The organism is bacterium (assembly GCA_030649025.1).
Taxonomy (GTDB): Bacteria; Patescibacteriota; Minisyncoccia; order JAUYLV01; family JAUYLV01; genus JAUSGO01.
On sequence record JAUSGO010000028.1, the window covers coordinates 1 to 20,691 of the forward strand.

Annotated in this window: 22 protein-coding genes; 15 read left to right on the forward strand and 7 right to left on the reverse strand. The window is 50.1% G+C overall.

All coding sequences use genetic code 11. The features are described from left to right. From Q7S09_03835 to Q7S09_03845, 3 genes are all read left to right on the forward strand, one after another. Positions 1-280, forward strand: a 280-nt coding sequence (locus Q7S09_03835; protein ID MDO8558289.1) for a hypothetical protein, incomplete at its 5' end; no start/stop codon positions are given. A 98-nt stretch (positions 281-378) separates the two neighbouring features. Then, complete coding sequence (locus Q7S09_03840; protein ID MDO8558290.1) at positions 379-891, forward strand: RNA polymerase sigma factor; 513 nt, start codon at positions 379-381, stop codon at positions 889-891. Positions 892-1,036: 145 nt separating this feature from the next. Then, positions 1,037-2,278, forward strand: coding sequence for a DUF5667 domain-containing protein (locus Q7S09_03845; GenBank protein ID MDO8558291.1), 1,242 nt, complete (start codon positions 1,037-1,039; stop codon positions 2,276-2,278). A 92-nt stretch (positions 2,279-2,370) separates the two neighbouring features. Here Q7S09_03845 and Q7S09_03850 read toward each other — a convergent pair whose 3' ends face one another. The 5 genes from Q7S09_03850 to Q7S09_03870 form a co-directional block, all read right to left on the reverse strand. Then, positions 2,371-3,465 carry a CAP domain-containing protein gene (locus Q7S09_03850; protein MDO8558292.1) on the reverse strand — a complete coding sequence of 365 codons (1,095 nt, stop codon included), beginning with the start codon at positions 3,463-3,465 and terminating at the stop codon, positions 2,371-2,373. 66 nt (positions 3,466-3,531) lie between these two features. Then, positions 3,532-4,176, reverse strand: coding sequence for a class D sortase (locus Q7S09_03855; GenBank protein MDO8558293.1), 645 nt, complete (start codon positions 4,174-4,176; stop codon positions 3,532-3,534). A gap of 90 nt (positions 4,177-4,266) precedes the next feature. Further along, complete coding sequence (locus Q7S09_03860; GenBank protein ID MDO8558294.1) at positions 4,267-6,123, reverse strand: DUF11 domain-containing protein; 1,857 nt, start codon at positions 6,121-6,123, stop codon at positions 4,267-4,269. A 193-nt stretch (positions 6,124-6,316) separates the two neighbouring features. Next, positions 6,317-8,092 carry a hypothetical protein gene (locus Q7S09_03865; protein MDO8558295.1) on the reverse strand — a complete coding sequence of 592 codons (1,776 nt, stop codon included), beginning with the start codon at positions 8,090-8,092 and terminating at the stop codon, positions 6,317-6,319. Positions 8,093-8,127: 35 nt separating this feature from the next. After that, the gene (locus tag Q7S09_03870) at positions 8,128-9,006 is read right to left on the reverse strand and encodes a class E sortase (GenBank protein MDO8558296.1); all 879 of its coding nucleotides are present in this window, start codon (positions 9,004-9,006) and stop codon (positions 8,128-8,130) included. 224 nt (positions 9,007-9,230) lie between these two features. Between Q7S09_03870 and Q7S09_03875 the strand changes: the two genes are divergently transcribed. The 12 genes from Q7S09_03875 to Q7S09_03930 all read left to right on the forward strand — a co-directional run bounded on the left by Q7S09_03875 (position 9,231) and on the right by Q7S09_03930 (position 18,928). Next, positions 9,231-10,787 (forward strand): GspE/PulE family protein, encoded by a 1,557-nt coding sequence (locus tag Q7S09_03875; protein ID MDO8558297.1) that lies wholly within the window; start codon positions 9,231-9,233, stop codon positions 10,785-10,787. Positions 10,788-10,806: 19 nt separating this feature from the next. Continuing rightward, on the forward strand, positions 10,807-12,018 hold the full coding sequence (locus Q7S09_03880) for a type II secretion system F family protein (GenBank protein ID MDO8558298.1): 1,212 nt from the start codon (positions 10,807-10,809) through the stop codon (positions 12,016-12,018). Positions 12,019-12,028: 10 nt separating this feature from the next. Beyond that, on the forward strand, positions 12,029-12,490 hold the full coding sequence (locus Q7S09_03885) for a type II secretion system protein (protein ID MDO8558299.1): 462 nt from the start codon (positions 12,029-12,031) through the stop codon (positions 12,488-12,490). Positions 12,491-12,531: 41 nt separating this feature from the next. Beyond that, positions 12,532-13,056 carry a type II secretion system protein gene (locus Q7S09_03890; protein ID MDO8558300.1) on the forward strand — a complete coding sequence of 175 codons (525 nt, stop codon included), beginning with the start codon at positions 12,532-12,534 and terminating at the stop codon, positions 13,054-13,056. Further along, positions 13,053-13,541 (forward strand): hypothetical protein, encoded by a 489-nt coding sequence (locus tag Q7S09_03895; GenBank protein MDO8558301.1) that lies wholly within the window; start codon positions 13,053-13,055, stop codon positions 13,539-13,541. Before Q7S09_03890 ends, Q7S09_03895 begins: the two co-directional genes overlap by 4 nt. Positions 13,542-13,556: 15 nt before the next feature. Then, on the forward strand, positions 13,557-14,645 hold the full coding sequence (locus Q7S09_03900) for a hypothetical protein (GenBank protein MDO8558302.1): 1,089 nt from the start codon (positions 13,557-13,559) through the stop codon (positions 14,643-14,645). A gap of 292 nt (positions 14,646-14,937) precedes the next feature. Next, a complete protein-coding gene (locus tag Q7S09_03905; protein ID MDO8558303.1) occupies positions 14,938-15,303 on the forward strand; it encodes a YbaN family protein in 366 nt (121 codons plus the stop codon). 94 nt (positions 15,304-15,397) lie between these two features. Continuing rightward, positions 15,398-16,351 (forward strand): hypothetical protein, encoded by a 954-nt coding sequence (locus Q7S09_03910; GenBank protein ID MDO8558304.1) that lies wholly within the window; start codon positions 15,398-15,400, stop codon positions 16,349-16,351. A 10-nt stretch (positions 16,352-16,361) separates the two neighbouring features. After that, positions 16,362-17,501 carry a replication-associated recombination protein A gene (locus Q7S09_03915; protein ID MDO8558305.1) on the forward strand — a complete coding sequence of 380 codons (1,140 nt, stop codon included), beginning with the start codon at positions 16,362-16,364 and terminating at the stop codon, positions 17,499-17,501. 25 nt (positions 17,502-17,526) lie between these two features. Then, complete coding sequence (locus tag Q7S09_03920; GenBank protein ID MDO8558306.1) at positions 17,527-18,063, forward strand: adenine phosphoribosyltransferase; 537 nt, start codon at positions 17,527-17,529, stop codon at positions 18,061-18,063. An 8-nt stretch (positions 18,064-18,071) separates the two neighbouring features. Continuing rightward, on the forward strand, positions 18,072-18,458 hold the full coding sequence (locus Q7S09_03925; protein ID MDO8558307.1) for a hypothetical protein: 387 nt from the start codon (positions 18,072-18,074) through the stop codon (positions 18,456-18,458). Between the two features lie 125 nt (positions 18,459-18,583). Next, positions 18,584-18,928 carry a hypothetical protein gene (locus Q7S09_03930; GenBank protein ID MDO8558308.1) on the forward strand — a complete coding sequence of 115 codons (345 nt, stop codon included), beginning with the start codon at positions 18,584-18,586 and terminating at the stop codon, positions 18,926-18,928. A gap of 121 nt (positions 18,929-19,049) precedes the next feature. Here Q7S09_03930 and Q7S09_03935 read toward each other — a convergent pair whose 3' ends face one another. Both Q7S09_03935 and Q7S09_03940 read right to left on the reverse strand, forming a co-directional pair. Then, positions 19,050-19,745 carry a VIT1/CCC1 transporter family protein gene (locus Q7S09_03935; protein MDO8558309.1) on the reverse strand — a complete coding sequence of 232 codons (696 nt, stop codon included), beginning with the start codon at positions 19,743-19,745 and terminating at the stop codon, positions 19,050-19,052. A 383-nt stretch (positions 19,746-20,128) separates the two neighbouring features. Continuing rightward, the gene (locus Q7S09_03940) at positions 20,129-20,545 is read right to left on the reverse strand and encodes a hypothetical protein (GenBank protein ID MDO8558310.1); all 417 of its coding nucleotides are present in this window, start codon (positions 20,543-20,545) and stop codon (positions 20,129-20,131) included. Positions 20,546-20,691 lie beyond the last annotated feature (146 nt).

Sequence of the window (20,691 nt, forward strand, 5' to 3'; positions counted from 1 at the left end):
GGCAAGTCCCAAAGAAGCCTTCAAGAAGCTGCAGGTACACACCAAGAGCTTCATGGACCGCGTGAAGAAAATACACCGCCTGCTCGTAGACATCATCAACGGCCTTAAAGGCATGTCCCAGAAGCCAAAGCCGTCTCCCAGTATATCTCCCTCTCCTTCGGTGAGCCCTTCTCCGAGCGTCTCTCCGACGCCTACGCCTACCCCAACTCCCACACCATCAGAGACCCCTACGCCAACTCCTACTCCTTCGGCAACGCCGACACCAACCCCGACGCCTTAATGCAATAAGATCTCTACAAGAAACGCGGCGTTAAGGCCGCGTTTCTTTGTCAGAATCCTATAAGATGTTGTAAGCTAAAGTCATCTTAAGCGTCATCTATGGCATCGGATACGAATCGTTCAATAGAAGAGCAGTTCTTACAAGCATACGATGCATACGCCGATGCGATTTTCCGGCATTGCTACTTCCGAGTGTTCAGCCGCGAACTGGCCATGGACCTCATGCAAGAATCGTTCACGCGTACTTGGGCGTACCTAGCGGACGGCAAAACCGTGGAGAATCTTCGGGCATTTATTTACCGGGTGGCCAACAACCTTATTATAGACGGATCAAGAAAACACAAAGAGGTATCTTTGGATGTTCTGCAGGAAAAGGGATTTGATCCGGCCACACCCCGGCGCAAGGAAGGTCTGCAGAACATAACGGACGGAAAGTATGCGATTGAAAAGCTCCGGCTGCTCGACCCGAAGTACCGCACCCCCATATCCATGCGCTACATTGACGATCTGACGCCAAAAGAGATCGCCCAAATCCTTGGCGAGAGCGAAAACATCGTATCCGTGCACATCCATCGCGGCATGGAGCAATTGCGGCAAAAGTTTGAACTATAACCCCCATACACTAATTCTCGGCAGATAAAGACGGAGGGGCGCTGATATTGAAATGCTTAGTTTTAAATAGAGTATCTAAAATTCTTACTTCTCAACATGCCGCAAGGCGGCATGAGCCGAGAATTAGTGTGGGGGTAAATAGCCTATGTCCGATTCCCTAAAAAAATTTACCGAGGATGCGCGTAGCGTTTCCCTGGTGTCTAAAGAAAAATCGCAGTCCCGCGAACACGTTTTTGCGTTCATGAAGGCGCATCCCGTAAGAGTTGTGCCGGAAGAGCGTCATCACAGTTGGTCGGATCAAATTTTATTATTATTTTCATCGCACACACTGCTTAAACCTATGTCACTTATTCTTATTCTCACGCTGCTTTTGGGCGGAGGTACCTCATTTGCCGCAGAACGAGCGTTACCGGGAAGTCTTCTGTATCCCATAAAAGTGCATGTCAACGAGGAGGTCAGAGGTCTCGTTGCTTTTTCTGCCGAGGGAGAAGCGGGCTGGGAAGTTCGCCGAGTTGAACGTCGTCTTGAAGAAGCCGAGGAGCTTGCACATAATGGGGATCTCATTGGGGAAGTTAAGTCGAATATAGAAACAAACTTCGAAAATCATGCCGACCGCGTAAATAAGCGCATTGCCGCATTCGAATCGCGCCTGGACCTTGAAGCGGCTGCCGATATAAGCTCCGATTTTGAAACCTCTCTCCGGGCACACGAGCGGATACTTAAAAGACTCGCCGAAAACGAAGACGAAGAAGAGAGTAAAACCGGAATAATGGTCCTTGCAACCTCGGTCCGGGTAGAAATAGAAAATACATCAAGATCCCGAGGAAACGTTGAATTAAAGTTCTCCGAGAAAAAAGGCCCGCAAGTTGAAACTGCCGCCAACGGAGCCCTGCAAGCCGCCGTCAATAAAGTAGCCGAGGTTCGCCGGCTCATCCAGATTGTAAAGGATGCGTTGGGAGACCGGGCGACCGCACAGGCAGAAGCACGCCTCCTCGTGGCAGAAAACGCTATCGCGGAAGGGAAGGTGAAACTTGTTGCAGAAGCGCATGGAGAGGCGTTCGCGCTATTCAAAAAAGCCCATCGCATTGCCCAAGAAGCAAAACTGCTCATTGAGGCAAGGAGGGCTCTCCGGCTTGAAATTGAATTCAACGGAGGGGCGGGGACTGAAGACAAGGACGAGGATGAAGACGAACAGGAAGTCAGGCACGAAGAAAAAAATGATGATGACGATAAAGCGGGCTCATCTACATCCTCTCAAAACGAACGCAAGAAAGAACAAGAGAAGACAGCCTACATTGACGCAAATGATGAAGATCTTATGGAAGCCAACGCGATATTGCTATCGGCAACTTCGGGAACAGAATTCAGCACGGAGCTTGAATTTTAAACTCTCATTGGTATCGCTTAATTGTTAGCGCATACATGATCAAAACTCCCCCGCGTCAAGACGTGGGGGAGTTTTTTAATTGTTTCATTCTGTTATAGCACCTGAGGAATATAATCCAGGAACGCTTGTCCATTCAGCGAAGCAAGAAGGGAGAAGAAGGCCACAAGGATAAGTGCGCGGGCGATGAGGTCTTTATGCTGAATATCTATGCGAATGAAGATATTCAGGATCGAAGCAAGAATAACAAAGGCAAGAAACGCCAGGAACGAGCTTTCAATCACGCGCTCGGAAGCCGTCATGAGGTTCACGACAAAAACAAGATGCCTCGGCGGCGCCTGTTTGATGACCTCCTGTTCGGCGGCAGTTCCTGCGACTGCACTTTCCGGCACAAAAGAAGCTGTCGGCGCTGTTTCTGCCTGAACCAGCGAAGCGGGTAACGGCGCCTCCTCCACCGCAACGGTCGCTACGTCGCTTGCTTCAGGAAATGGGGTTGCGGACGGAGTTGCTTGGGGAGTTTGCGAAGGAGAAGGCGCGGCACTCGGTAGTGGCGTTTTTATCGGAGACACCTTTGGCGAGACCACGGGAGTTGCCACGGGAACAGGAGCAGAGCTTTTGCCGAACATTTGCACAACCACAATAGAAGGTCTTTCGGGGTCTCCGGATGGAGCGGAGGCAACCGCGATGCCTATCTCCTGGTAGTTTCCGTTCAGAATATTCGCCCGGTGTAAGGGAGAAGCAAGCCAGGCTTCAACAACGGCACGACTATCCACAAAATCTTTTGCAAGATTCTCTCCGGCGTAGAGATACCGGTATCCTGCGTTTCGGAACCAGTACCAGGGACTTTTACCATCGGGGCTTTCGTGCGCGAAATAATTCTTCGCAACCATGTCCTGCGCCTTCTCTTGCGCGGCCTTTGCAAGCAGAGAATTTGTGTTGAGTTCGCCAAGCCCCTGGGCTTTGCGCGATTCGTTCGTAAGCGCCACCAGGGTTGCGCTGGTCACATCGGCAAAAAAGTACGCCCGTGGTAAAAACGTGAGAATGGAAATGACCCCGAGCTTCAATACCAAAGCAACCGCGATATAGGCTCCGAAAGAATAACTCTCCAAGCTTCTCGGCCTGAAATGATTCTCGTCGCACGGGATGAAAAACAGCTTCAAATTATGGCTTATTTTAGACAAAAAATTCATAAAAGGATATCGAGTTTTATCTAACTCTATTATACATTCTAATAACTGATTTGTCAATATTACACATCATTCTATAATCTGCTCCGCAACCACCACGAGACGCTGTTTTGTAGAGAAAAGCGGTGAGCAGGTGATGAGGGTAATGATGGATTTTTCCGATGGGGCGACGACCGAAAAATCGTTAGGTTCAATGATCTTTGTTTGGGCAACTTTATATGTATAGACCTTCCCCTGCCAGCGAGCGGACAGCGTATCCCCCAGTTTCAACTTGTCCAAACTGTAAAACGTCGTGTTGTTCGGCGGTAGGTAGCGGAAGCGATGACCGAATACTACGGTGTTGGAACCCTTCTTTGGCGTAGACGTTCCGGGGTAGCGCCATGCGCCATACAGCAATGCGCCCGCATCTTTCCCTTCCACGATAGGCACCGACACGCCTATTTTTTCAATAAAAAGACGATTATCGTCTGCTGGCTTTGACCGCGGAGTCGGGGTCGGCGCGGGAACGGTTGAGTCAGAGCCCGTCGCGCCCGGCGCGATCTCTTCAAGGATGGCGTCTTTGGCAAGCAAGTCATCGGCATCCTCCACATATTCGGAAAGCTGTTTGGCATCTGAAAAAAGTATCGGCACGAATGGAAAAAGCGCTCCCAAAAGAGCTATAAATATCAGGGTGCATCCTGCTCCTATAAGCGCAATGGACCGCTTTCTTACCATGTGCGCATTATAACACGACGGGTCCGCGATTAACTATACAAAACCCCGCCGGAAAGGCGGGGTTTTGATTTTGGTTTTTGCCGATGAGCGTTACACGCCTGTGTTGCCGAAAAATTTATTTGCAAGTTCCGGCGAGATGAAAAGCTCTTCAATGCGCGACGGCATGATGCGTGCGCCAAGCGTGATAAGCAGAAGCCCTGTTGCAGCAAGTGCTATCATGAACGAGAGATAGATGCGGTCGAACATGAGGAAGCCCGCCTGCGGAAGTTGCGTATCGGCTGCACCAAGCACCTGGCCTTCAGTAGAAGCGCCCGCAACGGTCGGCGTAGGCGTGGGAGCTGGCGTCGGGGTTGCGGTTGGTCCGCCGCCGCCTCCGTTGGTTACCGTAACATTTGCTTGCGCAAGAATGGCCGAGCTATAGAAGGAGCTGGTCACCTGGGCGTTTATGGGATAGGTCCCCGATGAGACGCCGCTGCCCACATTCATGTTGAAGTTGAATGATTGCGAAGCGCTCGGAGCAAGAGAAGATATTGTGGGGAAGGTTTGGGAGCCGGAGCTGTCGGCCATTGCCATACGCACGAATGGCAGGACAAACGTCTTTGCGGTGCCGCCCTCCGGGAAGCTGAAGCCCGCAGGAAGCGTAACCGTAATTATCACGTTGCTGTCAGAAAGGTTTCCGGTATTGTTCACGGTCACCGTACCCTGGGACTGTCCTCCGGCATTCACCGTTGAAGGATTTGCCGAAAGCGAGAGATTGAGAATGACCGCACTACCGCCTCCTCCACCGCCGCCACAATTCGACTGACAACCGGGAGTAGGCGTGGGTGTAGGTTCGGGGGTTGGGGTTGGCTCTGGAGTGGGTTCCGGAGTAGGTTCTGGGGTTGGCTCAGGCGTAGGAAGAGTATTTACTGAAATATCAACACCGTCGTTGTCGTTGCTGTTATTATTATCAAATTCTGTTGCATCTGCCGAAGCGGTATTGGTTATGGCTTGGCCACCAGTTCCGCTGTTGACCGTAACGGTGATGGTTAGAGTTGCAAACACGGTGCTTGCCAGAGAACCCACCGTCCATATACCAGTAGCGCCGTTGTAGCTTCCCTGGCTGGCGCTTGAAGAAACGTACGTCACGCCGGTTGGCAAAATGTCGGTGACCACAACATTGGTGGAGTTGTCCGGACCACTGTTGGTGACTGTAACGGTATACGTTATAGTTTGGCCCTCATCTGGCGTTGCGTCGTCAACCGTTTTGTCGGTTGCAAGATCCGAGATCGACTCATAACATTTGAGATAATCTTGGTTGTAATTGTTTGAATTTGCCGAGGTTGCGAAGAATTTTGCGGTGTTCAGTGAAATTCCTGACCCCGTAAGCTGGGCTTTGGGAATTGCCCAATCAACAAAGTATAGACCTCCACCCGCCGAAGTTGCCTGTGCGTGTGTTGAGGCCACATCGCTCCAAAGCAGAGTATCCGCCGGATCATTGAATATCGATGGGCTAAAGTCTACGGCAGTTACCGCGGGGCTATTCTGCCATATTTCAACCTTGTCATCCTTGCCGTTAAGAGCAAGGAGGTATTGGTAGGCGGGTAAAGTGGTTTGCATCAAAACAACCCAGGAATGATTTTTCCAACCGCCTCCATTATCGATAGGATTGCCATTATCGATAGGATTGCCATTAACTCTCTCTCGGAAGTAAAAATAACTTGCGTCTTCAGCAAAACCGACCGCAGGATTGCTGGTATCACCAATTAAATCTCTGTGGTCGGTTGGGGGCTCCGCAAGGTCAGTTGAACATTGCGCCGGCGACGTCCAAGATGTCGGCCAAATTGGAGCCGCTTGGGCCGCCAACGGCACCGACTGAAACACCATAGACATGGTGAAAACCGCCGTGTAGAACGCTACGAACGGGCGGATAATCCTGGCCCTCTTTTTTGTCGTGAAATAGTACATATATGTAAGGCTTTTTGCCTTAAATAATGATAATTTTAATTAAGGATTCAGTTTAGCATCGATATCAAATTCTGTCAAGTTCTCCAAAGGGAAAACGGTAAATACTGAATCAAGTCGTAAGCGCCTTAAAGTATATCACAGATAGCGTTTTTAACAGAAAAAGCCGTATGTGGAAAAGGAGTTGATGTCTCATTTATGCCAAGCGGCCGGATTGGAAATGCCGACGGAAACGTCTTTCGCGAAATCTAATGATGCTTACTTTCGCAAAAAGCCGGAACTCGGCACGCAAATTATACAGGCCAAGCTGTTTGGCTTTCAGCCATTCTTGAGCGCGAATGCGCATGACGGCTTTGTGGTACCGGTATTCTGCCGGTATTTCGTCAATGCGATACTTGCGGATAAAAAAGCTCGTGCGGGCCAAAAGTCTTTGCATGCGACTTCGCGCGTTGGCGACAAAAAGTCCCGCAAAAACCGCAAGCCCGGAAAACGCAACTCCCGCCGGAATTGCCGCAGCAGCAGTACCCGTGCTTATGTCAAAGACGCCAAGCACTTGCGGAGTTGGATTGGTTTTTGGAGGATTTGGGATTGCCGCGGTTGACGCGCCAAGCACTTGCGGAGCAGGCACGCATGGAGCGGAAGAGATGCGAAGAATGGATGTATCGGATGCGGGAGGGTAGGCATTGCCGAAAAGGAGAGACGCGGTGTTCACCAACGGAGCGGTGTCCGCGGTGAGGCCGGCGGGTATTACTACGGAAAACGAAACCGTAAATGAAGAGCCCGGAGTAAGCAAAGGAAGCGCGAGCGAACCGTCTTCCATCGGGTCGGACGATGAGGCGCCATTCAGCATGGTTGAACCCGGAACGACAATAAGGGGAGACGGAAGAACATCTTGGAGTGTTACGCCGTTGAGGACGTTCGGATTTGCCTGGATGGCGGTGAGAAGGAATTCTACGGTCTCGCCGGGAGAAGCCGCGACAACTTCTCCGTAATCAGCCTGATTGCAGGATATATTACGTAGAGCATTGCCAATTCTTGCCGGTGATGCAGTTCCCCCACCTCCTCCGCCTCCACCACCGCCCCCACCCCCACCTCCACCTCCTCCGCCAGGAGGCGGTGTTGGGGCTGGAGTAGATGTTGGCGTTGGAGTGGGCTCAGGAGTAGGCGTCGGTGACGGTGTCGGCGTTGGGGTCGGTGTAGGCGTCGGAGTAGGAGTCGGCGTGGGAGTAGGCTCCGGTGTAGGCGATGGAGTTGGAGACTCTGATGGAGTCGGGGTCGGAGTTGGGGATTCGCTCGGGGTTGGAGTCTGGGTTGGTGTAGGCGTGGGTGAAGGCGTGGGTGAAGGCGTCGGAGTAGGTGTCGGCTCTGGCGTTGGAGACTCGGACGGTGTTGGGGTAGGTGATGGAGTAGGTGATGGAGTAGGTGTGGGAGTAGGAGTAGGAGTAGGAGTAGGTTCGGGTGTAGGAGTCGGCGTGGGAGTAGGCTCCGGTGTAGGCGATGGAGTTGGAGACTCTGATGGAGTCGGGGTCGGAGTTGGCGAAGGCGTTGGTGTCGGGGTGATACCGCAGTTTTGTAGGTCTACTGCCTGGGGATTATGTAAAGAAAGGGTTGTCCCATCAATGGTCACGGTGCCGTCGCTTACGTCGTATATCGTTGCGCCATATGGCGGGTAATCCAGATAATGCGCAGTATCACCCGTGTGCTTGCTGAACAAAGCCGTGCGCACGGTGCCGTTTAGTCCGTAAGAAACGAAGCCGTAGTCTGATACGGAATCTGGCAGATGCACAACCACAAAGTGCACTTCAGCGGAGGTGCTTTCCCCGGTGCACTCAACGTGGCTCAAATTAAGCTGCATTTCCCGCTCTGCCATTGCCGCAAAGAAAGAAACGAACGAAAACAGGACAACAAAGACGCCGGCCAATACGCGTCTTAAGAAGTTATTGTTTTTGTGAAAGCCTGTGAAGACATTCATATATGTAAGAAAAAAATTCTATGGGTTTTTTGGAATTATTCAACGCGATCTGCCCGCACGGCTATCCTCTGCCAGTTCGTGCCCACCGGCCAGCAGGATACCAGAACAATACCCTCTCCGTCGAGACTTTGGAGAACGTCCTCCTTCGCATTTTTTGGATCTATGATAAAATGGTCACGCACCCGGTAGTGCAGTATCTTGCCGGACATTTCTATGGCTATCGGATCTCCCGCCTTAAGTTTATCAAGCAGGGCGAAAACCGACCCATATTTTCCACGATAGGTCATTGGAGCTGAGCTGTGGCCCAAGAGGACCGATGTTCCACCGCTTCCGATCTCCGCGCTTCCCGGCCAGCGAATAACCCCCCCTCCCAGATCTTTGTTGATGGTTTTCAAATTAAAAGCAGTCTCCACAATGGGAGCGGAAACTCGTAAGCTCGGTATCCGTATACGCGGAGTTTTTGGAATTGCCGCGGCCTCAATGAGTTTCTTTTCAACAGGAGACGTTTCGGAAGCGCCCAATGGGGCGGATGCATGGGAAGATAAGGCTGGCGGCACACTTTGAACCTCATAGTTTTCTCCTGCCGTAGCAAGACCCATCAACGATTCTTCAATATTCGCCGCAAGCGGCAGAAGTGTAGGTGTTTTTTTAATTTCAAATTCATCTCTGGACACCAGCGCGGTAAGTGCGGGCCAATTTTCGTGTAAATAATAGGAAGCGCGAGCGGCGTAAGAACGGCCCGAAGCGTAAAAGGATAGCGCCAACATCAAAAAGCCGGATGCCAAAAGGATCTTCAGAAAGTTTTTCCGGTTCATAAGCGAATGTTGATGCCGAGTCAATTCGTCGCTAATGATGCCGTCTCTAAGATAGATGCGGCGCGTTCCAAATTTAAAGACCGAGATTGCTGGGGTCATGCTATGTGGGGCTCTGATTTTATGACTATAATGGTACAAGAGTCCGAAAGTACATTCTATAATAGTCTTAATTCTTTGTCAAGTTTCCTCGAGTAAACACATTATTCAACAGGATTGCAAAGTAATTAAAACTTGACATTTTTTTATGAGCGTGTTAACATGGCATTTCATCTCATTCGGTACCCAGGGGTGGCCGAAAATCTTGTAAAAACATCAAATTACATATGGAAAAGGTTCAGATAAAAATCAATAAATCCGCTTCCGTGTCCGGGAAGGATGCGGCACTCCCGAGCCTTCCTGCTAGCGCGAAGAACGTCGTTCCCAAAAAGGAAGTTTTGGAACTGATACCCGTGTCCTTGGTGAAAGAATTCGGTGCGTTTGTTTTTGACGCGTCAGAAAAAGAAATAAAGATCGCCGCTCAAGATCCAAGCCAACCGGTCCTGCAAAAATTCGTGTTGGAACGCTTTGGAGAAAAAGCGAAATGGTTTGGCGCATCCGAAGAGGATGTCCAATTCATCATCAAGCATTATCCACGGGACTTCAAAGACGAAATTTCCCGGCTTACCGAAAATCCCAATGTTAACGGCAACATCGTGGAAATTGTCGACCGCATCATTGCTTACGCCATTGCCGAAAAAGCAAGCGATGTGCACATTGAGTCGATGCGCGGCCAGACCCTGGTGCGCTTCCGCGTGGACGGCTTGCTTCACAAAGTGCTTACCATGCCTCAAGACGTGCATCAAGCCATGATCGCGCGCTGTAAAATTCTGGCAAATTTGAAAATAGACGAATACCGCCGCCCGCAAGACGGCAGAATCGAGCTGGAAACTCCTCCCAATACTTCGCTACGCATTTCCATCGTACCTACGCTTCATGGAGAAAAAATAGCCATGCGTATTCTGGACGACTCGAACAAAAATCTCTCGATGGAGAATCTCGGTTTCTCAAAAAGCCACCAAGAAATACTTTTACGCAACATTGAAAAGCCATTTGGCATGATGGTGACTTCAGGCCCCACGGGGTCGGGAAAAACCACAACGCTTTACGGCCTGTTGAGCCTTCTGCCGAAAGACGGCATAAACATCTCCACGCTCGAGGACCCCATTGAGTACGCTCTCGACGGCGTCAACCAGATCCAAATAAATCCCCGGGTGGACCTTACCTTCGCTTCCGGACTCAAGGCACTTCTGCGCCAAGACCCGGATATCATTATGGTAGGAGAGATCCGCGATTCGGAAACCGCGGTGATGGCGGCAAATGCCGCGCTCACGGGACATATGGTGCTTACCACGCTTCATACCAACGATGCGCCATCGGCCGTAACAAGGCTTCTAGAAATGAAGGTGGAGGATTTCGTGGTAAGTTCCATCGTCAACCTGGTCATCGCGCAACGGCTCGTGCGGAAAATTTGCGAATCCTGCGCCGAAGAACGGAAACTCGACGAAATTCTTTTTAAAAAAATTACGGAGCGCGGAGATGTCAAAGAGGCCCTGGAAAGCATGGGGCAGAGCATGGACCAAATTCGCGAGCGTACATTCCGCGTCGGCAAGGGCTGCGATGCGTGCCTCGGAACGGGATATGTTGGACGCGCCGGAATTTTTGAATTACTGGAGCTTAATAAAACCATACACGACCTTATTCTGGAACACGCGCCATCGGAGCGCATCAAAGAGGTAGCAATAAAAGCAGGATTCAAAGACATGATTGCCGACGGCCTGGAGAAAGTTTTTTCTGGCGTGACCACGTTCGATGAAGTTCTGCGCACAACCCGCAACGTGTAATATTATTTTTTGAAACCACATGTCGTCTTTCGCATATAAAATCGTCACAAAGGAAAACAAGGTCCTTGAAGGAGAAGTGGATGCGCCGTCAAAAATAAAAGCCGAAGAAAAGTTCAGGCAGGAGGGTTCAACGGTGCTTTTCGTATCTCCGAAAAAAACATCCTTGTTCGCGAAAGAACTGTCCATGCCCTCATTCGGTTTTCCCATCACCGAGCGCATATTTTTTTTCAGGAACCTTGCCACCATGCTCGGCGCAGGCCTTTCCTTGGCAGATGCCATGCGCGTATTGGAAGAGCAGGCCAGAAGCAGCGGAGTCAAAAAAGCCATCGTAACGATCATCCATGACGTTGAGAACGGGAGACGGTTTTCGGACGCCATGCGGAAATTCCCGAATTTTTTCTCGGATTTTCTTATTGAGGCGATACACGTGGGAGAACTCACGGGGCAGCTTGCCGATACGCTCGATCGCATATCCACGGACCTCGAGCACGACCACGATTTGCGTCGAAAGGTTCAGGGGGCCATGGCGTATCCATTGGTGGTGCTCACGGTTATGACGGGCGTAGTAATCACGCTTACGGGTTTTGTTCTGCCGAAGATTGCGGACCTTTTCAAGGAGCTCAATGCGCCGCTCCCAATGCCGACACGAATTCTTCTTGGGGGAAGCGGATTCATCCGCTCCAGTCCCTTTGCGGTTATAGGCGTCTTTGCGGCGCTGGCCGTAGGACTGTTCTTGCTCTGGAAAAATAAAAAGGGAAGATATTTCATCCATTATGCGTTTTTAAAAATCCCGGTCTTCGGCGACATGCTAAGGGAATTTAATTTGGCAAGATTTTTCAGGGCTCTTGAATCGCTTTTTGCAAGCGGCATTTCGCTCGTACGTTCCGTAGAAATCGCCAAAAAAATCCTTAAAAATGACGTATACCGGCAGGCTCTCGATGGCGCGCATCCCATTCTTATACACGGCGCGCCGCTTTCGGACGCGTTGAAGCTTCATCCGTTTCTTTTTCCTACGCAAACACGGCGCATTATAGAAGTCGGGGAACGCACGGGAAAGCTGGAGGAAATTTTCAGGCGTGTCACCTCGTATTACGAACGCGCCCTGCATCATAAAACCCAAATGCTCGCCTCGCTCATTGAACCGGTTCTTATTGTATTTATCGGCGTAGTCGTTGGGGGACTCGCGCTGTCTGTTTTTCTTCCCATTTACCAGGCAACGAGCGTGTTTTAAGAATTTTGGCATGGCCAGAACACATTTAAAAATTTTTACTCCGCAACGGGGATTCTCCCTTATTGAAACCCTCGTTGTTGTGGGCATTTTAAGCATCATCGCGGTTTTTGCGCTGGGATCGCTTCGCGGCGTGCGCTCGCGCGCGGCACTAAGCGACGGACAAATACTCATTGTCCGGGCCCTGGAGGAAGCGCGCAACCGCGCCGTAACGGGCGCGGGAACATCGGACCATGGCGTCCACATCGAGCCGGGAAAGATAGAAACGTTCGAGGGCTCCGTATACATTCCCGGTAGCGGCGTAGAGTCATTTCTGCCTCCGGGTGTCTCGACAGACCAGGCAAATGCCATTGTGATATTCAAAAGACTGGTTGGGCAATCAAGCGCAAACCCCACCATAATGCTTTCTAATGTTTCGGGCGCAACATCAACAGTTGCGGTAACATTGGACGGCGCGATCATCCCTAGCTTATAGCTGATAGCTTTTAGGGTTTAGACTCATCACGAAATCAATTCATGAAATTTTCCAAACCTATTAGCTATAAGCTAAAAGCTAAAAGCTCCAAAGGCTTTGCGCTTGTGGAAGTTATTATCGGCATGGGTATTGCCGCATTTCTTCTCACCACATTCTCGTCAATTGCCCTGCAGAGTAAAAAGGTAAGCCGGGCAAATATGCGCAACTTTAAGGCAGCGCTGTATCTTCGCGAAGCTATAGAAGTAGCCAAAGACCTGGAACAGACGAACTGGGCAAGCTTTGCAAACCCGCTCTGCGTCTCGACGCCATATTGCCATCCGCAGGCGGCCGGAAGCACGTGGACCCTTGCCGGAGCAGAAGAGCTGCTCGACGATGGCATGTTTGCGCGGACTCTTTCCGTCTCGTCCGTATATCGAGATCCTGTAACAAACGCTATCGATCTTGCCGATCCGCCAACGGGCGCGCTTGACCCGAATACAAAAAAAGTGACGGCAGCGGTGAGGTGGGATACCGGGTATGTCGTGCGCACCGGAACGCTTGAGGCATATATATATAACATGCCATGACCCTACCCCTTAACACCAAACAGCAAAAAAATCCGCGCAAGCTTGGATTCCAGTCAGGGGTAACCCTGCTTGAAGTTATTCTTGTCCTGACTATCGGTGTGGCTGTTGCTACGATGGTGACGCTTGTTACGTCCGCGGGCCTTAAAAATATCCGATCTGCAAAACGCCTTGAGCGGCTTCATGCAAACGCCGTTTTCACCACAAATGCCCTCACCTACTGGATAAAACAGGGGGATTTGCTCACCGTAACTTCCACGACCGCTTTGAGAATAATCCTTCCGGATTCTTCCATAAAATATATTGAGAAATCCAATAATCGTGTTACACTGGACGGCAACGCCATAACCACCGATGATGCCCAAGTGACCAATCTTACCTTTGCGCGCTTTGGACGCTCGGTCCGCTTCGGACTTTCGCTCAAAGCCCGGAATGCCCCAGAGACGCTTTCCGTAACCTCTACCGTAGCTCAAAGAAATTCTTTTTAGCGCTTCATTATATATATGAGCAAGAAACTCAAATTTTCAAACAGGAACCCCGAACGCGGAGTCATCACGCTCATGGCGGTGCTTGGCGTGGGCTTGTTTGCTCTGGGTGCCGCCCTCACCATGGCAACGGGGGTCCTTTCGGAACTTGCGACAAACCAGGACACTGTTGCGGGAGACCAGGTTTTTTATACAGGCGAATCAAATGCGGGAGAGGGAGCCTATCAATACCTCTCCACCTCGTCGTATGCAAGCGTCGCGCCGACTCTGCTCAACGACACCTCTACCGGCTCCGTTGTAATCGTTCCCTTGGCATGGCCGTATGTTCGGGCTAGGGGTCACGCCGGAAACGGCACAACGCGCCGCATCGTGTCGCGCATTATCACCGTTTTTCCCGAGGGACAGGCTTTTGACTACGCAGTATATTCTAATGAAGAAATGAATTTCGGCGGCAATGCTACCGTGAACGGCGATGTGTATGCAACCGACGAAATCGATTTTACGGGTGCGAGCGCCGAAGTGAACGGCAACGCGTTCTCACCGGGGGATGTTGAAACGGATAATGTAAACGGTTTCTCGGTTACCGGCGTTGATGTTATTGAGCCTCCACGTATTTTTATTGAGCCTTACCGAGACATGGCCATAGCCGCAGGAACCCATTTCACAAGCACCCCTCTGGCAAGAAGCTTTCTTAATAACAATATAACGCACAATATTGCCGTAGTGGTTGAAGATATCCCAGAACTTAAACTCCAAAATTCTACCAGCTCCACGGGAAGCCTTGTTACGTTGCACGACCTGGAACTTACGGGCGGAACCTACACCGCCGCAGGTGGACGGCCCGCTATTATTGTCTATGGAAACCTAAAAATCGCTGGCGGCACCACCATAAACGGCATTGTGTATGTGGAGGGTTCAACTACGTTCGGTTCGGGAACAAATACCATAAATGGCTCGCTCATTTCTGTCGGGGGCGCGAGCGTGGACGTAACGGGCAATGCCGTAATAAACTTTGATCCACAGTACGTTGCGGATTGGGACTTGCTGCCGGGACTTGATACCTCTACCACCTCAACGCCGGAAGTGATTTCATGGGGAGAAGAATAATTTTTCTTGCTTTCAAAAACGCCACGGCCTGCAAGGCCGTGGTTTTGTTTCAATAGGCAAGTGCGCAAATTACAAGAACCTATCAAAAAATTCTTGTTTTTCTGCAAGCCCACCTACTATTGTCTAATTTACTCGCCTCGCTGAAGCTCCGGCGAAGCGGGCTCAAATTAGACAATAACAACTGAAACAAAATAAAAAGAGCCAAAGAACTGTACTGTGTTGCACGCCAAGAACAAACCATGGCATACTTTATCTGTGTTCTTTTGAAAATATACGTTGAAAGAGGAAATGAATGAGCTATATATGGACTTTTTTCGGCACTGTATTTCTGCTACTCGGCATCGTCGGCGTGTTCCTTCCTCTGCTTCCCACAATACCGTTTCTTCTTCTTACGGCTTACTGCTGGGCACGAGGTTCGCCGAGACTTTACAATTGGCTCATGCAGAATCGGTGGTTCGGCAGGTATATCCGCGAGTGGCGCGATGGCCGCGGCATCTCTGCAAGGTCTAAGGCGCTTGCAGTTGCGCTCATCGCCTTGAGCGTGGGGTATTCGGTGCTCTTGCCCAAACTGCATCTTGCAGTAAAACTGCTGCACGGAAGTTTTGTGGTGCTTGCGGGCATCTACATTCTCACCCGCCCCACCAGACACGATAAATAAGAGCGACATCCGGTCCAAAGCACTACATCTCTTCGGCAGACTGTCCAAAGTCTGCCGCTTTTCTTTTTTGGGCCTTCTGGTATAGAATGCGCGTATGCACGAAGGCAAGGCAAAAGGGTCGGAGCTCATCATTTTTGATGATGGAACGCTCTACCACATAGACATAGGACGAAAGGACAACATTCCTCCAAATCTTTTTTTAGTGGGGGCCTCCGAGCGCGTGGACGCCATCTCGAAACATTTTGATGAGGTTTATTTTTCTCATCGCAACAGCGCGCGGCCCGAGTTTTACGTCGTGTGCGGCATGTATAACGGCGTGCCCATGGCCGCCATGTCCATCGGCATCGGGTGCGACAATACCGAAATTGTTCTCAATGAGCTTCATGCGCTTTTCGAATACGACCATGTAAAAGACGCATGGGATATGCAAGACGCCAAAGTGAATATCATCCGAGTCGGCACCTGCGGCGCCTTTCAAGAGAAGATGCCCACCGGCTCCATTGCCATTTCCGAATACAGCTTGGGTTTAGACAATTTGGGAGCATATTACCCGACTCCACAAAAAGACAAAAAATGCGCGTCTATTGAGGAGAGTTTTTTGAGAACGCCGGTGGGCAAGGTGAGCACTCTTTCTTATTGTTCCCGGGCAACGCCGCACGTTGCCGAACTTCTCAAGAAAACAGCATATCGTCTCGGAGAACATGAAGACGCGATATATACGGGCATCACCACCTCCGCGCCTGGATTTTTCGGACCCGAGGGAAGAAGCATCGGCAGGATTAAGACGACGCTGAACTCAAAAGAATTCCTGGATACCGTGCGGACTTTTGACAATGACGGAACGAGGATCATCAATACCGAAATGGAATCGAGCATTCTTTTCCGCATTGCTCACGAAATACTCGGCTACAATGTTGGAACGCTATGCCTGGTTGTCGATAACATTTTTACGAACGAGGTAATTTTAAGCGACGTTGCCAAAACGCGCATGGATGCATGTATTAAGATAGCGCTTGAGACAATGACCTCGCTTTCCAAAGAAGCTTAAAGATATTTTCATGGAACCGCTCGCTTCAAAGATAAGGCCAAAAACCCTCAAAGAGTTCGTCGGTCAGGAACATCTGACGGGAAAGGGAAAGCCCCTCTACGTGGCGATACAAGAGCGCCATATTTTTTCGTTCGTGCTGTGGGGCCCGCCCGGCGTGGGCAAGACCACGCTTGCACGCATCTACGCCAGCGCCATCAATGCGGAATTTTTCGACCTGTCCGCAGTGTCTGCGGGTAAGGACGAGATTCGCAAGATAGTGGAACGGGGAGGGCAGGAAGAGAAGCCGAGGGTGTTGTTTCTCGACGAGATACACCGTTTCAACAAAGCCCAGCAGGATTTTCTTCTCCCATTTGTGGAGTCTGGAAAGTTGGTTCTTGTCGGCGCAACCACCGAGAATCCCAGTTTTGAGATCATCTCACCCCTTCTGTCGCGTCTGCGCGTCTTCGTGCTCAACGAACTTTCGGCATCGGAGATGTCGCGCATCATTGACCGGACAAAAATTTCGCTCAACGCCAAAGCGAAAGAATGGCTTATTGAAATGGCGAACGGGGACGCAAGAGCCGCCATCACGATGCTGGAAAATACCCAAAAACTCTACGGCAACATTACCGTAGAGACGCTGAAAGAAACTCTGCAGTCCAAATTTTTGCGGTACGATAAAAAGGGAGAGGAACATTACAACATCATCAGCGCTTACATTAAAAGCATGCGTGCCGGCAACGCCGATGCGGCATTGTACTATCTTGCGCGGATGGTGGAGGCGGGAGAAGACCCGAAATTCATTGCGCGCCGCATGGTGGTATTCGCTTCCGAAGACATCGGCCTTGCGCAGCCTACCGCCGTGGTAGTGGCAAACGAGGTGTTCCGCGCGGTTGAAACGATAGGGCTTCCGGAATGCGCCATTAATCTTGCACACGGCACCTGCTACATGGCGCTTTCCAAAAAAGACCGCGGGTCATATGACGCCTACAATGCGGCGCTCGAGGACGTGAAAAAATATGGGAACCTTCCCGTCCCCCTGAATCTGCGGAACGCTCCCACAAAACTTATGAAGAATCTCGGCTACGGCAAGGGTTACGAGAAATATACCTCCAAGGATCTACTGCCGGAGAAACTGAAGGAGAAAAAATATCTTAAGGAAATAAAGTAGTTTGCGGTTTGAACGATTCTTGGCTATGCTGGAGACAGTGGAACACTATCCGGACCTCAAAGCCAAATTGCGCCTAGTGAAAGATTTTCCCACTCCCGGAGTGGAGTTTTATGATATAACACCTCTTTTCGAAGACACCAAGGCCTTCCGAAAAGCCATCGACGCAATAGCGGGTTTTTATAAAGACCTAAGAGTCGACAAAGTGGTGGGAATTGACGCGCGAGGATTTTTGGTTGCAAGCCCCGTTGCCTACGTTCTTGGAGCCGGCCTTGCGCTGGTGCGGAAAAAGGGGAAACTTCCCTCTGAAATTATCCGCGAGCACCACGAGCTGGAATATGGAAAATCATCGCTCGAGATACATACGGACGCGATAAAAAAAGGAGAGCGCGTGGTTATTGTTGATGATGTTCTGGCAACCGGCGGAACTGCGGGCGCGGCATTGCGCCTGGTGCAGAACCTCGGCGGTAATATCATTGGACTTGATTTTCTGGTGGAGATCACGAAATTCGAGGGGAGAAAAAAATTTCCCGACCATACCATCCATTCACTAATTGTTTACTGAAATTAAAAATGAGCGGAAAACTCATCATTGGCATTGTGATCATGTCTACCCTGGGCATCGTGGGGCTTGCCGTTTGGCAACAGCAAAAGCGTCTTCCGGAGCTTGAGGCGCGCCGTCCCGCGCCGCCCGTGACGCCTCCGCCGGGGCTTTTGGGCAAAGACGGGAAAAATCAAAGCGGGCCGCTTGATTTTGCGGCACTTTTTGGCAACCTAAAGCCCGCAAAGCAAGAATGCTTCCGAGAAAAATTCGGCCAGGAACGACTTAACCAGATGCTCGCAAATCAGGCTTTTGTCCCGGCGCCCGAGGACAACAGCATCATCGGCGAATGTTTGCTTGCCGGCGCTACGTTCCAGGAAAGTGCTCCGTCGACCACGACAGAATCGGCAGGACCGTAGGTTCTTTTTATAGTACCCTCTTGAACCCGTGACAAGAAACTCTTTGTCTACACCTGGCGGATGAAACTTTGACAGAACGTCCAAAAAATATATACTGAATCAGGATCTTTTACAGGAGGTGTATATTGAGTACCGACGTTCAAAAACAGTTCCATAAATTTCTTGGAGTCACTGGAACCATTGAAGGCGGCGACGATGTGCCTGTGCAATTAACCTCGCTTAGCTCGTCCTGGAATTGCATTACAGAACGTGCCGAGAAATTTGGCTGCAAGCCCGGAGAACAAGCTCTTCTTGTTGAATGGATACCGATGGGCATGCAGTTTACCAAACCAGGACCGGAAGAGCTCCCGAAAGAAGCTGGTGTGGATAAAACAAAAATCCCTCCGCGAGACCAGTGGGTTGTGTTTCCACGCTCATTTGGTGGTCTGCCGGTCTACTACCGTCGTGGACAAATGGCCTTTGCTCTTTAGCCTTTAGAACTGCATTTAATGACTCGATGAAATCACGAGTCTTTTTCTTTTTTTATTAAAGGCGCCAAAAGTGTAACGGTGACCTTGAACACCACGGCTCCTGTAAGGCCATGGCCTTCTTTTATTTCACCAACGAACTAATGAGTGCACCAATGCCATAAGAGGCTCCGGCAGCAATAAGGCCGATAACGAGCATTTCCAAGCCGCTTTTAAGCCAGCCTTGTTTGGTGAGAAGTGTCCGCAGGGAACCTACAAAAAATAAGGTCGTGGCAGTTGAAGCAACGGAGATCCAGAAATCATGGCCGCCTGCGCCAAAGAGCACAAATGGGATGAGCGGAAGAGTTCCCGCAACGATAAACGCGACAAAAGTCACAACGCCATGAGACCATGGCGTCTCTTCGTTCCCGGTTATCACGCCATGCTCTCCTATCATCATTTCGTCTACCCAGCGCTTTTTGTTGCCCGTGATGATCTCCACCGCACGCTCAAGCTCCACGCCAGAAAACCCCTTGGCCTGATACATATTACGAACCTCTTCCCGCTCTTCCTGCGGGAAGAGTTGTATTTCCATCTCTTCGCGCGCACGCTGACGCGCCTCGAAATCACGCTGCGACTTCATGCCAAGGTAGCTCGACATCCCCATAGAGATGCCATCGGCAATGACGTTGGCAAATCCGAGAATAACCACGATCTCCCGTGAAAGCGAGGCTCCTGCAACGCCGGCAACTATCGCAAATGTCGTGATAATGCCGTCGTTGACGCCATAAATTGCATCGCGCAAATATCCCCCGCTCGTGGAGGAGTTTTCGTGACGCATATGTTTTTGCTGGATTTCATTCACCCCGTTAGATGTGCTAGATAATTCTTGCATAATTGTAATTATGTACTTCCCGCCAAGATATCCCAGTTTTAGAAAAGCAGTAGAAGATATCTAACGGGGTTCATGTATGTTTATCTTTACGCCGTCTCTCATCTGCCACCATCCAAAATCCCCGCATTCTGTTAGCCTTAGATCCTGAAGCGTAATTGTACTTGTCGGTATAAATATCGATGCCAAGATTGTCATGGAAAAACTCCGCGAAAGTTCTATCAGAAAAGTTCAAGACGTAACCTGTCATCTGAAAGAGCTTTTCTAGTATTTGTTTGTCATTTGTTTTTAGGGAGGACGTAGCTCTTTTGACTGGCAAATAATCTCAGGGATTAGAGTTTAGTTGCCTCAGACTGCTTCATACGCACTTTCTCGGTCATTTCCCGCGGGCTTACATATCCAAGGGCATCCACATCGGGATTGTAGAGTTCAACCATATCTAGATCGGGCCGTTCGAATACCCGCGTGCCCCTTACGATCTTTCCGTCTTGTAACGACTTTTTGAACTCTTGATACTTACCTTCTTCAAGAACGAAATCAACATCGCCGACATGAGATCGATACGGATCTGGTTTGCGGATATAAAGATGTGTATAGGTAGTTTCTGGTATATCCGTGCGAACCGGAATGACTATTGGATTGTGGAGACGAAAATATTTTTGGTTAAGATTGTCGGATTCTTCGGTTAATTGCTTACGAATCTCGATCAAAGATTTGTACTCGTCGTCATAATGGCAGAACACCCCCATATTTCCAGCGACAGGAAGGTATTTACCAAACGATTGTTTGCACAGCTCAAAACAAGCAAAATGTATATGCTCTATAGCCTTCAATAACTCTGCTTCGTTCTGAATTGGACTAAATCGATATAGTTTCATAATTTGATCGCAACTTG

Coding starts and splice junctions, on each gene's coding strand:
- Q7S09_03840 (MDO8558290.1), top strand. CDS start 379: ATGGCATCGGATACGAATCGTTCAATAGAAGAGCAGTTCTTACAAGCA.
- Q7S09_03845 (MDO8558291.1), top strand. CDS start 1,037: ATGTCCGATTCCCTAAAAAAATTTACCGAGGATGCGCGTAGCGTTTCC.
- Q7S09_03850 (MDO8558292.1), bottom strand. CDS start 3,465: ATGAATTTTTTGTCTAAAATAAGCCATAATTTGAAGCTGTTTTTCATC.
- Q7S09_03855 (MDO8558293.1), bottom strand. CDS start 4,176: ATGGTAAGAAAGCGGTCCATTGCGCTTATAGGAGCAGGATGCACCCTG.
- Q7S09_03860 (MDO8558294.1), bottom strand. CDS start 6,123: ATGTACTATTTCACGACAAAAAAGAGGGCCAGGATTATCCGCCCGTTC.
- Q7S09_03865 (MDO8558295.1), bottom strand. CDS start 8,092: ATGAATGTCTTCACAGGCTTTCACAAAAACAATAACTTCTTAAGACGC.
- Q7S09_03870 (MDO8558296.1), bottom strand. CDS start 9,006: ATGACCCCAGCAATCTCGGTCTTTAAATTTGGAACGCGCCGCATCTAT.
- Q7S09_03875 (MDO8558297.1), top strand. CDS start 9,231: ATGGAAAAGGTTCAGATAAAAATCAATAAATCCGCTTCCGTGTCCGGG.
- Q7S09_03880 (MDO8558298.1), top strand. CDS start 10,807: ATGTCGTCTTTCGCATATAAAATCGTCACAAAGGAAAACAAGGTCCTT.
- Q7S09_03885 (MDO8558299.1), top strand. CDS start 12,029: ATGGCCAGAACACATTTAAAAATTTTTACTCCGCAACGGGGATTCTCC.
- Q7S09_03890 (MDO8558300.1), top strand. CDS start 12,532: ATGAAATTTTCCAAACCTATTAGCTATAAGCTAAAAGCTAAAAGCTCC.
- Q7S09_03895 (MDO8558301.1), top strand. CDS start 13,053: ATGACCCTACCCCTTAACACCAAACAGCAAAAAAATCCGCGCAAGCTT.
- Q7S09_03900 (MDO8558302.1), top strand. CDS start 13,557: ATGAGCAAGAAACTCAAATTTTCAAACAGGAACCCCGAACGCGGAGTC.
- Q7S09_03905 (MDO8558303.1), top strand. CDS start 14,938: ATGAGCTATATATGGACTTTTTTCGGCACTGTATTTCTGCTACTCGGC.
- Q7S09_03910 (MDO8558304.1), top strand. CDS start 15,398: ATGCACGAAGGCAAGGCAAAAGGGTCGGAGCTCATCATTTTTGATGAT.
- Q7S09_03915 (MDO8558305.1), top strand. CDS start 16,362: ATGGAACCGCTCGCTTCAAAGATAAGGCCAAAAACCCTCAAAGAGTTC.
- Q7S09_03920 (MDO8558306.1), top strand. CDS start 17,527: ATGCTGGAGACAGTGGAACACTATCCGGACCTCAAAGCCAAATTGCGC.
- Q7S09_03925 (MDO8558307.1), top strand. CDS start 18,072: ATGAGCGGAAAACTCATCATTGGCATTGTGATCATGTCTACCCTGGGC.
- Q7S09_03935 (MDO8558309.1), bottom strand. CDS start 19,745: ATGCGTCACGAAAACTCCTCCACGAGCGGGGGATATTTGCGCGATGCA.
- Q7S09_03940 (MDO8558310.1), bottom strand. CDS start 20,545: ATGGGGGTGTTCTGCCATTATGACGACGAGTACAAATCTTTGATCGAG.